Raw genomic sequence first — 12,622 nt, forward strand, 5'->3', positions numbered from 1 at the left:
GTTGCACCCCTCGCATAGCGGCCTATGCGCCGCGCAGCGTGCCACCTATCAAACTGCCATTGCGCTGCAACCGCAGGAACCATCCCGACTTGGTGCTTGGCGCATGGCGCAATACGAACGCATCTCAAGGCAGCTCGCCTTCGATTTCGAGCCGGTGTTGGACTTGCAGCAACCCGCCTGACCACTCTCCAACCGTCTCAACTCCCGAGATCGAACTGTATATGATGCGGCAGGAGGCATCCGCAGAGTCCGCAGTGCGTTCATCCACGCCCTTTGAAGACGACATCCCGCCGCTGTTCAACCGGCTGTCGCCCGAGCTGTTCGGCCCGCTCGCCGCGCCCAACAGCCGCCGCTACTGGAACCTGCTTTGCCGCCTGATCGACGAGATGTGGGGCGATGGCGGGCGCTCCCCGGGCGAGGAAACGCCCAAGCCGGTCGTAGTGCGCAAGATCGAAACACTGTTGGCTGCGGACGATCCGTGGGAGGAAGCGCTCGAAACCCCTGTCGCGAACCGCGCGCACGAGATCGTCCGCACCTTGGTCGAATCCGGCTGGCTGAGCCAGCGACGCCGCGGCGTGGCCGAAATGATCACGCTGCGCCCGATCATCGCCCAGTTCCACTCCGTGCTCTGCGAGTTTGCCCGCCACGAGCCGGAGTTTCTCGGCAGCAAGGTGCGGTCGATCCACTTCAACCTGCGCGCCGTGGCAGAGGGCGAGCTTGGTCAATACGTCGAGGCAGCCAAGCAGGCCAAGCAATGCATGGCGCACATCGCGAATACCGGCTGCCGCGTCCAGGATCTGATGGATGCGCTGATGAAGCGCACCTCGGCGCGCGAGTTCGTGCGCGGCTTCTTCGAGGAATACGTCGAAAAGGTCTTCATCGCCGATTACAGCGAACTGCGCACCAGGGATCATCCGCTGCAGCATCGCTCGCAGATCATCGCCACGACCTTGCAGTTGCAGCACGACGTATCGCGACGCGAAGCGCTGGTCGGCTGGTACCAGGAAAAGAAAGCCGGTGGCGACCGCATCCGCGCCGAGTTTCTCTACGAACGCGACACCCGCCTGCTGCTGCGCCTGAAGGACGTGGACGAGCAGTTGCAGCGACTGGACGAGGAGATCCGCGACGCCAATCAGCGCGCCATCGCCTTCATCGAATACAAGATGCGCGCGCCCAAGCGGTTGGACAAATTGCTCGCCCGCGCATTGCAGGCCACAGACCGGCTGGAGGAAGGACATGCGGCGCTGCCCGCCGCGTCCGGTTTCCGTCATGCGGGCCGGGAACTCCTCGCCAAACCGCGCATGACGACCAAGCCCATCGCCGCCACGGCGGTGGACAAGCGTCCGCCGACCTTGCAGGAACTGGCGATGGAACTGCTGCGCAAGCGCATGGCCGACAACCGCCTGGTGGACAAGGTGAAACTGGCCAACTACGTCGTGCGTCACCTTGGTACGACGCGAACCGCCATCAACTCCGATGAACTGACGATCGATTCGATCAACGACTTGTGCTGCTACCAGCGCCTGCTGCTGATCGCCGCGCACGGCGCCTGTCCGCCATCGCAACGCCGCTCCGACCCGCAACTGCAGATGCTTCGGGGCGTGCGCATCGGCTTCCTGCCCGACGCCATGACCCGCAACGCCTACTTCGAACATCCCCGATTCCACATCCTGCTGGAGCCCAGCCGATGAGCCACTGGGAACGACTGGCCGCGCTAAGCCAGACGCATGCCGAAAGCGATTACCAGAAAGCCGGCTACCGGCTGGCCATGGAGCAGGTGCTGTACGCCGGCGACCCGCGCAGCCGCATCGCCTACGAGCTGATCGTCAAGCACCGCAAGGAGTATGACGTCCTGCTCGCCCAGCTCGGCATGACCGTCATCCACAACCCGCACATGGGTTACGTGGTCGCCACGCCAAACCAGTACGTCGCCGACAAGATGCGCCTGTCGGAAACGCGTCTGGCGCTGGTGCTGCGTCGCCTGTACGACGACAAGATGCACGCCACCGAGATCGTCGCCGGCGAAGCTTTCATCGACATGATCGAACTGGAGCGCGCCTACAAGGACCTGCTCAACCGCGAACTGCCGGTCACCGCCGCGCTCAACGAGCAATTGCAGGCGATGAAACGCTACGGCATCGCCCGGCTGGAAGACACGAACGACGAGCAACGCCAGCAGGTAGTGATCCGTCCCGGCATCGTCGATGTGTTGGGCGAAACCGCGCTGTTGCAACTGGCGGCGCATGCCAACGCGCTGGAAGGGGAAGAATCCGATGAAGCAGCTTGAAGCGCTGGGGATGGTGCAGTACTTCCTCTACGAGCGGGAAGATCTGCAACTGGGCGGCAATACCGCCTTCCTCGGCCCGAACGGCACCGGCAAGACCGCCTTGCTGGATGCCTTCCAGATCGTGCTGCTGGCCGCCGACAGCAACAGAACCCACTTCAACGCCTCCGGCGAGGGCAAGAAGCGCGCCCGCACCCTGCGTGAATACTGCCTGGGCGTCTACGGCCAGAGCGAATCGGAACGCTGCCGGACCACGGCCAATACCTACATCAACCTGGTGTTTCGCGATGCGGACACCGAGGTGCCGGTTACTGCAGGCGTGTCGCTTTCTGCCAGCACCGAAGACCCGGATCACACGTTCAACAGCCTCTACATCCTGCCCGGCGTGGCGTTGACCACCCGCGACCATGTGGACCCAGATGCCGAGCGGGAAACCATCCTGCCCTGGCGGAAGTTCCAGCACGTGGCCAAGGATGCCTGCACGCTGGCCGGTACCACGCCCGTCTTCACCCAGAACCGCGAAGACTTCCTGCGTCAGCTTTTCATCGGGCACTTGGCGTCCCCCGGCGAGCGCCCGAATACCCGCGCCATCCGTTCGGCGTTCGCGCGTTCGCTCAAGCTCAACAAGGATGTGGACGATCTCGACGAGACCCTGCGCCACCACCTGATCGAGCAGCGCCTGACCAATGTGAAGGCGTTCCGCACCCGGCTTGAGCAATTCCGCGACGTGCGCGAGATGATCCGTCGCCTGAAGGATCGCATCGACCGCGCGGGCGAGGTGGCCGACAAGTACGCGCAAGTCAAGCGCGAGCGCACCACCCATGCCAATCTGGAGGCATTGCGCGCACTGTACGAAACGGAACGTGTCGGCGAGGAACTGGGGGACCAGCGAGAAAAGGCCGAGGAACTGGATCGGCAACTGGAAAAGGCCGTGCTGGATCTGGCGCGCGCGAGCACCGAGAAGGAACAGGCGCAAAAGGCGCGCGATCGCGCGTTCGAACTGCGCAGCCGCGATTCGGAATACCAGCAGCAGGCCGGCGAGTCCGGACGCCTGAAGGACAAGGAAAGCCAGCACGCGGCCACCCGCAAGGAACTCGCCAATCTGCTGAAACTGGCGCTGGAAACGGCCATCGCCGCCGGAAAATTGCCGGCGATGGGCGACCAGCAAGGCGATTTCGAGGATGCCGTGAGCCAACTGCTCGACCTGCAACGCAATGCCGATGCACTCCGCGTCCCGGAACCCATCGCCCTGCAGTCAGCCATGCAGGCGATGGCCCACATCCGCGGCCTGGTCAACAAAGCCTTGTCCGCCGCCGAACGCGAAGCGGAAAAGGCCCGCGATGCATTGCGCGACGCGCGCAGCGATCGGGAGCGCAGCCAGCGCGGGCTGGCCCAACTGCGCCAGCCAGTGATCGCGCTTCAACGCCTGCTGGCCGATGCCGGGATCGATGCGCAACCGATCTGCGATCTGGTGAAGATCGCAGACCCGCAATGGCAGCCGGCGCTGGAAGCTTATCTGGGCATCCACATCGATGCATTGCTGGTGCCGGAGGCACGCGAGCTGGATGCCATCCGGCTTTACAAGGAACACAAGGACGCGCGCGGCATTTTCCGGGTCAAGCTGGCCCTGCCATCGCGCGGTCGCGCCTGGGTCGCACGCGGCGGCGGCCGGTTCGGCGCGCAGTTGATCGAAGGCGACGACAAAGCCGCCGTGCGTTACCTGCAAGGTGAATTGGGACAGTTGTCGCTGGCCAACGGCGCCGAACAACTGCAGGCCGGCACCAAGGCGTTGTCCAGCGATGGCATGGTCAGCTCCGGTGGCGGCGTGGAGCGCATGCGCCTGTCCGCCCCCAACGAACTGCTGATCGGACGCGGCAACAGCGACGCGCAGCGCCAGGCCGCTCAAGCCGCCCACGACAATGCACAAGCCGCACTGGAAAAAGCCAATGCGCAGGTCAAGAGCATCGCGCCCGTCGAACAACGCCTCTCCCTGTTCGCGGACATCGATTCCACCTATCCAAAACTGGAAGCCCTGTTCACTGCGGCATCGGAAGGCAACCGCGAATTGCAGGACTTGCAAGACGCCTTGGTCGCCACGCAGTCGGATCGACTGGCCGGCCTGAATGCCAACTTCGAATCGGCCAGCAAGCGCCTGACCGACGCGGATGCCGACGAAAGGCGGCTGATCGAACTCAAGTCCACGCTGACCAACGAATCGAACAATGCCATGGCCCGCATCGACCGGCTTGTCGAGCGGCAAGGCGCCGCCGCGCTGGGCGAAGCCAGGACGCGACAGCACCCGCTGTACAACGCAAACGAAGTGCAGCGCCACCGCGAGCGTTACGACCAGCGTCATGGCGAGCTCTGGAACGAATTGCTGGAGGCCTTGCGCATCGCCATCCACAACACCGAAAAGGCCGCGAACACCCACGACAGCGATGCCTGGGGCAGGTTCACCCTCTACCTCCGCGATTTCCAGTTGCAGAACATCGACATCGCCAGCAATCAGTGGGAACGCGCCTACAAATTCATCCTCGACGACAAGCAGCGGCTGGAAGACCTGGAACTGGCCGACCAGGAAGCCAAGTCGCAGGAAGCCTATGAAGCGGCGGTCAAGGTGTTCCGCACAGACGTGGCGCAAACCCTGCTGGAAGGCTTCGAAGCCATCGAAGAGCAGATCAAGGGCTTGAACGATGTGTTGAAGCACGCGCCGGAGTTTAGCAACGGCGAGCGTTACCGCTTCAAGTCCACGCCCATCGAACAGCATCGCGCTTTGTACGACTTCCTCAAGCGCGTGCGCGAGTATGGCGATGCCGAGGAAGACATCTTCGGCGGCGCGGGCAAGGTGCCCGAGGAATTCAAGGCCCTGGTGGAAGGCAACGCCGATTCCGACCTGCTGCACGAGACCAGCCCGCTCAACGACCATCGCCGCTTCTTCAGCTACGACGTGGAGATCCTCGGCAGCGATGGACCCATCGGCCTGTTGAGCAAACGCCTGGGGCCGGGTTCCGGCGGCGAACACCGCACACCGTTGTACGTGATCTTCGGTGCCGCACTGGCGGCGGCCTATGGCAAGTCGCGCAATGCGCTAACCAGCGGCGGGGTCATGCTGCTGGACGAAGCCTTCGAGAAAATGGACGCCCAGAACGTACGCGCCACCGCCGACTACCTCAACAAGCTCGGACTGCAACTGGTCATGGCCGGGCCGGAAGCGGATCAGGCCAAGATGTCGTCGTTCCTCGACATCTATTACGACATGGCCCGTTATGGTTCGCGTACCGTGCAGCTGACCAAGAACACCGTGCTGGACGAAGCCCGCAAACTCTTGGAAAGCGACAACTACCTGCTGAATCCATTGCTGCTGGATCAGGCGATGGGCAAGATCGCGGAAACCGAGCATGCCGCTGGCTGACGAAGTGCTGGCCGATCTGCTGCAGCGAGGCGAACGCGCCCGGCTGCGCGGTTCCGATCGCGCTATCCAGACCCTCTTCATCGATGCCGATTCACCTTATTGGCGGCAGGATTACGAGCAGCGGCAGCATGCGCATGCCCGCTTCGCCGCAGCCGAGCGCGCCGGCGCCGTACAGCTACGTTGGGCCGGACAAGGCGGTGACGACCGCCCACTGGAGCGTGTCCGACTGCTGGATGCCGACAAACTTGCGGCGTTTCTCGGCATGGCCATGCGGTCAGAAACCGTGTGGCAGGCGCGCATCGTCTTGGATGCCTGGCTGACAAACCCCCGCATCAGCGAACTGCTGGATGCTTGGGAGCACCTGAGATCGCCGCGAGGACTCGGCACGGAAAGCGCGTCCGATTTTGCGGATGCTTTGCGAGTTCTGGACGCATTGCGACATGAACTGGGCGAGGACCAGATCGTCCGCGTCTTCAGCCGCCATCTGTTCCGTGATTCGAAACGGATTGAAGCACTGGCGCGCCATATCGACTTGCTCACCGCCGAGCAGCTTCGATCCCCAGCCCGGCCGCAGGAAGAAGTCTTCGGCTCATTGGGGCTAGTCAAGGAACCCCAGCCTTTCCTGGTCGCCGGCAGTGGCCACCTGATGCTGGAGGCGTCGCTGGGCTGCCCCATTGCCAAGCCCTTCGTGGGCGTCTCCAACCGCCATGTCATCGGGTATTCGGGAGCGCCGGCCTGGGTGTTGAGTATCGAGAACCTGACCACCTTCCACCAGGCCAGCCGCCATCCGGATGCGGGCACCGGCCTGATCCTCTACACGGGCGGCATGCCTTCTCCCAGTTGGTGCCGCGCCTATACGAGCATCCTCAAGGCGATTCCGCAGCAAACGCGCATCTATCACTGGGGCGACATCGATCAGGGCGGCTTCCGGATCGCGGCACACATCCGCAGGAAATGCATCGCCCGGCACACTTTCCATCCCTGGCTGATGGATGCTGAAGAATTGGACGGCGCCATATTCGCCGAAACCACGGAATCCGTTCGGGGCAAAATGGCACGGCACGCATACGACGCTGGCTGGGAGGCACTATCCAGCCGCATGCGGTCACGCACGGCGGAGCAGGAAGGATTCATCGTGTCCTTGCCTGCTGCGGGAATCCCACCCCCTCATCCGTAACGTCGGCGAGAGGCTACATCTGCAGGGACACCAGTGCGTTATTCGACCGAGAGGATAACTTTCGAGCGGAGGTCATTGGCAAGCCCCGTTGAAGATCATTCCACCGTGACCGACTTCGCCAGGTTGCGCGGCTTGTCGACGTCGGTGCCGCGCGCCAAGGCGGTGTGATACGCCAGCAGTTGCACCGGGATGGTGTGCACGATCGGCGACAGCACGCCGACGTGGCGCGGGGTGCGGATCACGTGCACCTGCTCGGATTCGCCGAAGTGGCTGTCGGCATCGGCGAACACGAACATCTCGCCCCCGCGCGCGCGCACTTCCTGGATGTTGGATTTCACCTTCTCCAGCAGCGCGTCGTTGGGCGCGATCACCCCCACCGGCATGTCTTCGTCCACCAGCGCCAGGGGCCCGTGCTTGAGTTCGCCGGCCGGGTAGGCCTCGGCGTGGATGTAGGAGATTTCCTTGAGCTTGAGCGCGCCTTCCAGCGCGATCGGGTAATGCATGCCGCGGCCGAGGAACAGCGCATGCTGCTTCGGCGCGAACTTCTCGGCCCAGATGGCCACCTGCGGCTCCAGGTTCAGCGCGTGCTGAACGCTGCCCGGCAGGTGGCGCAGTTCGTCGAGGAACGCGGCTTCCTGCGCCTCGTCGATGCGTCCGCGCAGCTTCGCCAGCACGCCGGTCAGCGCGAACAGCGCCACCAGCTGGGTGGTGAACGCCTTGGTCGAGGCCACGCCGATCTCGGCGCCGGCGCGGGTGTAGAACACCAGCTTGCTGGCGCGCGGGATCGCGCTTTCCGGCACGTTGCAGATCGACAGCGTGCGTTCCTGGCCCAGCGACTTCGCGTATTTCAGCGCTTCCATCGTGTCCAGGGTTTCGCCGGACTGCGAGATGGTGACGATCAGCTGCTTCGGATTGGCCACCACCTTGCGATAGCGATACTCGCTGGCGATGTCGACCGCGCACGGGATGCCGGCGATGTCCTCCAGCCAGTACCGCGCGGTGAGGCCCGCGTAATAGCTGGTGCCGCAGGCGAGGATCTGCACGGCGTCCACGTCGGCCAGCACCTCGGCCGCGTTCGCGCCGAACAGGGCCGGGTCGAAGCCGCCGGCATCGACGATGCCCTCCAGGGTGTCGCCGATCGCGCGCGGCTGCTCGTGGATTTCCTTCTGCATGAAGTGGCGGTACGGGCCCAGCTCCAACGAGGCCAGCGATACGTCGGACACATGCACGTCGCGCTCGATGAGCGCGTCATTCGCATCGAACACGCGCACGCCCGCGCGGGTCAGCTCGGCGGTGTCGCCTTCCTCGAGGAAGATCACCCGGCGGGTGGCGGAGAGGATCGCGGAGACGTCGGAGGCGATGAAGTTCTCGCCCTCGCCCAGGCCCACCAGCAGCGGGCAACCCATGCGCGCGGCCACCATCGTCGACGGATCGCGGCGGTCGATCACCGCCAGCGCATACGCGCCTTCCAGTTCCTTGACCGCCTTCTGCAACGCGGCGAGCAGGCTGTCGCCCTGCGCACGGTAGTGGTGGATCAGGTGGGCGACGACTTCGGTGTCGGTCTGCGAGGTGAACTCGTAACCCAGCGCGCGCAGGCGCTCGCGCTGGGCTTCGTGGTTCTCGATGATGCCGTTGTGCACCAGCGCCAGGTCGCCGTGGCTGATGTGCGGGTGTGCGTTGAGTTCGGTGACGCCGCCGTGGGTGGCCCAGCGCGTGTGGCCGATGCCCAGCGTGGCATCGAAGCCTTCGGCGACTGCCGCGGCTTCCATCTCGGCGACGCGGCCGGTGCGGCGCACGCGGCGGACGGATTCGCCATCGACCACCGCGATGCCGGCGGAATCGTAGCCGCGGTATTCCAGCCGCTTGAGCCCATCGACCAGCAGCGGGACCACGTCACGATTGGCGATGGCACCGACGATTCCGCACATGCAGGCAACTCCCGTTTCGATGCGGAAGTGTAACGCGGCCGGTGTCCGCGCGGACGCGGCCGGCGTCCGGACGGACACCGTGAACATGCGCGCACTCGTTTGAAATCAATGAGTTGCGGTTGGCACGCTTGTTGCGCTGTACACGGCATGGACAGCCAACAGCCGAACGACCGCATGGACACCCGCAACCGCATCCGCGATACCGCCGGCCAGGACCAGGTCCGCGCCACGCCCGCCAATCCGAAGCGCCGCCAATGGCTGATCGGCAGCATCGCCGGCGTCGCCCTGCTTGCACTGGTGGGCTGGGTGGCGTCGGGCTGGCTGGGTGGCGGTCGTTCGTTCGATGCCGCACGCCTGCGTATCGCCGAAGTGAAGCGCGGCGACCTGGTTCGCGACCTCAGCGCCGACGGTCGCGTCATCGCCGCCAACAGCCCCACGCTGTACGCGATCGCCGCCGGCACCGTGACCCTGCAGGTCGTCGCCGGCGACAAGGTCGCCAAGGGCCAGGCGCTGGCGGTGATCGACAGCCCGGAGCTGCGCAGCAAGCTGGTGCAGGAGGAATCCACCCTGGCCGGCATGGAAGCCGAGGCCAGCCGCGCCCTGCTTGATGCGCAGATCATGCGCGCCAACGCGCGCAAGGCGCTGGACCAGGCCACGGTGGAACGCACCGCGGCGATGCGCGACCTCGAGCGCTACCAGCGCGCCTTTGATGGCGGCGCGGTGCCGCAGAACGACCTGGCGCGCGCGCAGGACGACATGAAGAAGGCCGAGATCGGACTGGCCGCAGCAGGCAAGGATTTCGAATTGCAGAGCGCCGGTGCCGGCCTGGATGCGCGTAACAAGCAATTGCTGGTCGAGCGCCAGCGCGCAGTGGTGGTCGAACAGCGTCGGCAGGTCGACGCATTGACCCTGCGCGCGCCGTTCGATGGCCAGGTCGGCCAGGTGCAGGTGCCGCAGGGTACCAACGTGATCGCCAACGGCCCGGTGCTGAGCGTGGTCGACCTGAGCCGATTCGAGGTGGAAATGAAGGTGCCGGAAAGCTTCGCCCGCGACCTGGCGATCGGCATGCCGGCGCAGATCACCAGCAACGGCACGGCGTTCGCGGGCGAGATCGCCGCAGTCTCGCCGGAAGTGGTGAATGGCGAAGTGACCGCGCGCGTGCGCTTCGCCGAAGGCAAGCAGCCGCCGGGCCTGCGGCAGAACCAGCGGCTGTCGGTGCGCATCGTGATGGACACCCGTCGCGACGTGCTGATGGTCGAGCGCGGTCCCTTCCTGGAACAGGAAGGCGGCAGCACCGCGTACGTGGTCGACGGCGACAACGCCGTTCGGCAGCCGGTCCAGGTCGGCGCTTCGAGCCTGGACAACGTGGAAATCATTTCGGGACTCAAGGCCGGCGATCGCATCATCGTCTCGGGCACCGACCAGTTCGACAACGCGGACCGCGTCCGCATCTCGGGAAATTGAACCCATGAACGCATTCGTCGCCCTCCCCCACGCCTTCAACTGGACCCCGCAGCAACTCGCCGAAGCGGTGCCGCTGCGACTGTCGGAGGCAGCGCTCTTCGATGCCGCTTGCCTGCACGGCAGCCTGGCCGCCGCCAACGCGCCGCGCGAGCGCCTGCGCATCGCCCATCACTACCGTGCGGCCGCCGCGTTGCCGCCGCGCTTCCGCATCTCCTGACCCCACATCCGCCCACAAAGGACATCGCCATGCTGGACATGCGCCAAGTCACCAAGGTCTACCGCACCGAACTCGTCGAAACGCATGCGCTGCGCTCGCTCGACCTGCATGTCGGCGAAGGCGAATTCGTCGCCGTCACCGGCCCGTCGGGTTCCGGCAAGACCACCTTCCTCAACATCGCCGGCCTGCTGGAGACCTTCACCGATGGTCATTTCAGCCTGGACGGCCAGGACGTGCGCAGGCTCAACGACGATGCACGCAGCCGCCTGCGCAACCAGAAGATCGGCTTCATCTTCCAGGGCTTCAACCTGATCCCCGACCTCAACCTGTTCGACAACTGCGACGTACCGCTGCGCTATCGCGGCATGCCGGCCAGCGAACGCAAGCTGCGCATCGAGGACGCGCTGGGCATGGTCGGGCTTGGCTCGCGGATCAAGCACTATCCGGCGGAACTCTCCGGTGGCCAGCAGCAACGCGCGGCGATCGCGCGCGCGCTGGCGGGCAGCCCGCGCCTGCTGCTGGCGGACGAACCCACCGGCAACCTGGATTCGCAGATGGCGCGCAGCGTGATGGAGCTGCTGGAGGACATCAACCAGCAGGGCACCACGATCATCATGGTCACCCACGACCCGGAACTCGCCGCGCGTGCACAGCGCAACGTGCACATCGTCGACGGCATGGCCACCGACCTGTCGCTTGATGCCGGCCTGGCACGCGCACCCCATGCGCAGGCCGAACCTGTCGCCGCCGGCGCCTGACCCGGAGACCGCCATGTTCGGTTATTACCTCAACCTCGCCGTGCGCAGCTTCAGGCGCAACAAGGCGCTCACCGTGCTGATGGTGCTGGCGATCGCGCTGGGCATCGGCGCGTCGATGACCACGCTGACCGTGTTCCACGTGTTGTCCGGCGACCCGATCCCGGACAAGAGCGACCGCCTGTTCTACGTGCAGCTCGACCCCGAAACGATGCAGGGCTACCGGCCCGGCGAGGAGCCGGAGACGCAGCTCACCCGCTTCGATGCGGAGGCGCTGCTGGCGCAGAAGCGCGGCCTGCGCCAGGTGATGACCAGCGGCGGCAACGTGGTCATCAGCCCGGACAAATCGGGGGCGACGCCGGAACTCGTCGACGCGCGTTATGCGAGCGGCGATTTCTTCAGAATGTTCGACGTTCCCCTGCAGTTCGGCCGCGGCTGGACGGCGGCGGAAGACGAGGGCAAGGCGCGCGTCGCCGTGATCAGCAAGGAACTCAATGACAAGCTTTTCGGTGGTGCGGACAGCACGGGAAAGACCCTTCGCATCGTGCCCTACGATTTCCGCGTCATCGGCGTGCTCGACACCTGGCGACTGGTGCCGCGCTTCTACGATCTCTACAACGACCAGTACGACACCACCGAGGGCATGTTCCTGCCCTTCAGCACCTCGCGCGACCTGAAGATGGGCACCCAGGGCAACACCAACTGCTGGGGCGATTCCGGCGGCGACAGCCGCGCGCTCAACGTGCCCTGCGCTTGGGTGCAGTACTGGGTGGAGCTGGAATCGCCGGCGAAGGCCGCAGATTACAGGAGCTACCTGGTCAACTATTCCGACCAGCAGCGCAAGGCTGGACGCTTCGAACGCCCGACCAACGTGCGCCTGCGCAACGTGATGGAACTGATGGAGTTCAACGAAGTGGTGCCCGGCGACGTGCGCCTGCAACTGTGGCTGGCGTTCGGCTTCCTGCTGGTCTGCCTGGTCAACACGGTGGGCCTGCTGCTGGCCAAGTTCCTGCGCCGCAGCGGCGAGATCGGCGTGCGCCGCGCACTGGGCGCCTCGCGATCCGAGATCTTCAAGCAGTGCTTGGTCGAAGCCGGCACCGTCGGCGTCGCCGGTGGCGTGCTGGGCCTGCTGCTTGCCCTGCTTGGCTTGTGGGCGGTGCGTCAGCAACCGGCCAGTTATGCCTCGCTCGCCCACCTCGATGCTTCGATGCTGTTGTCGACCTTCGCACTGGCGATCCTCGCCAGTCTGCTCGCCGGCGTGCTGCCGGCTTGGCGGGCGATGCAGGTGGCGCCGGCGATCCAGCTCAAGAGCCAGTAAGGCGTTCTTTCCCTTCTCCCTCCGGGAGAAGGTGGCCCGCAGGGCCGGATGAGGGTGCGGGGGAACA

General features: G+C 65.2%; 9 protein-coding genes. 8 read left to right on the top strand and 1 reads right to left on the bottom strand.

Annotated features, from left to right (window positions below; all coding sequences use genetic code 11):
• Nucleotides 1–92: 92 nt before the first annotated feature.
• From ACE3T8_RS06455 to ACE3T8_RS06470, 4 genes are read left to right on the top strand one after another with little or no spacing between them, the layout of a single operon-like run.
• Nucleotides 93–1,691, top strand: a complete 1,599-nt coding sequence (locus ACE3T8_RS06455) for a Wadjet anti-phage system protein JetA family protein (protein WP_374607997.1) — start codon at nt 93–95, stop codon at nt 1,689–1,691.
• A complete protein-coding gene (locus tag ACE3T8_RS06460) occupies nt 1,688–2,287 on the top strand; it encodes a DUF4194 domain-containing protein (protein ID WP_374607794.1) in 600 nt (199 codons plus the stop codon). Before ACE3T8_RS06455 ends, ACE3T8_RS06460 begins: the two co-directional genes overlap by 4 nt.
• Entirely contained in the window at nt 2,274–5,696 is a 3,423-nt protein-coding gene (locus tag ACE3T8_RS06465) for an SbcC/MukB-like Walker B domain-containing protein (RefSeq protein ID WP_374607796.1), read from the top strand. Before ACE3T8_RS06460 ends, ACE3T8_RS06465 begins: the two co-directional genes overlap by 14 nt.
• Nucleotides 5,683–6,873 (top strand): Wadjet anti-phage system protein JetD domain-containing protein, encoded by a 1,191-nt coding sequence (locus ACE3T8_RS06470; RefSeq protein ID WP_374607798.1) that lies wholly within the window; start codon nt 5,683–5,685, stop codon nt 6,871–6,873. Before ACE3T8_RS06465 ends, ACE3T8_RS06470 begins: the two co-directional genes overlap by 14 nt.
• A 95-nt stretch (nt 6,874–6,968) precedes the next feature.
• On the opposite strand, the gene glmS is transcribed toward ACE3T8_RS06470, so the two are convergent.
• Nucleotides 6,969–8,801 (bottom strand): glutamine--fructose-6-phosphate transaminase (isomerizing), encoded by a 1,833-nt coding sequence (gene glmS, locus ACE3T8_RS06475; RefSeq protein WP_374607800.1) that lies wholly within the window; start codon nt 8,799–8,801, stop codon nt 6,969–6,971.
• A gap of 174 nt (nt 8,802–8,975) precedes the next feature.
• Here glmS and ACE3T8_RS06480 point away from each other — a divergent pair, with 174 nt between their 5' ends.
• From ACE3T8_RS06480 to ACE3T8_RS06495, 4 genes are read left to right on the top strand one after another with little or no spacing between them, the layout of a single operon-like run.
• Nucleotides 8,976–10,265, top strand: coding sequence for an efflux RND transporter periplasmic adaptor subunit (locus ACE3T8_RS06480; protein ID WP_374607802.1), 1,290 nt, complete (start codon nt 8,976–8,978; stop codon nt 10,263–10,265).
• Nucleotides 10,266–10,269: 4 nt separating this feature from the next.
• The gene (locus ACE3T8_RS06485; protein ID WP_374607804.1) at nt 10,270–10,482 is read left to right on the top strand and encodes a hypothetical protein; all 213 of its coding nucleotides are present in this window, start codon (nt 10,270–10,272) and stop codon (nt 10,480–10,482) included.
• A 29-nt stretch (nt 10,483–10,511) separates the two neighbouring features.
• Nucleotides 10,512–11,240 carry an ABC transporter ATP-binding protein gene (locus tag ACE3T8_RS06490; RefSeq protein ID WP_374607806.1) on the top strand — a complete coding sequence of 243 codons (729 nt, stop codon included), beginning with the start codon at nt 10,512–10,514 and terminating at the stop codon, nt 11,238–11,240.
• A 13-nt stretch (nt 11,241–11,253) separates the two neighbouring features.
• On the top strand, nt 11,254–12,555 hold the full coding sequence (locus ACE3T8_RS06495; RefSeq protein ID WP_374607807.1) for an ABC transporter permease: 1,302 nt from the start codon (nt 11,254–11,256) through the stop codon (nt 12,553–12,555).
• Nucleotides 12,556–12,622 lie beyond the last annotated feature (67 nt).

This window comes from Thermomonas sp. (genome assembly GCF_041919455.1).
Lineage (GTDB): Bacteria > Pseudomonadota > Gammaproteobacteria > Xanthomonadales > Xanthomonadaceae > Thermomonas.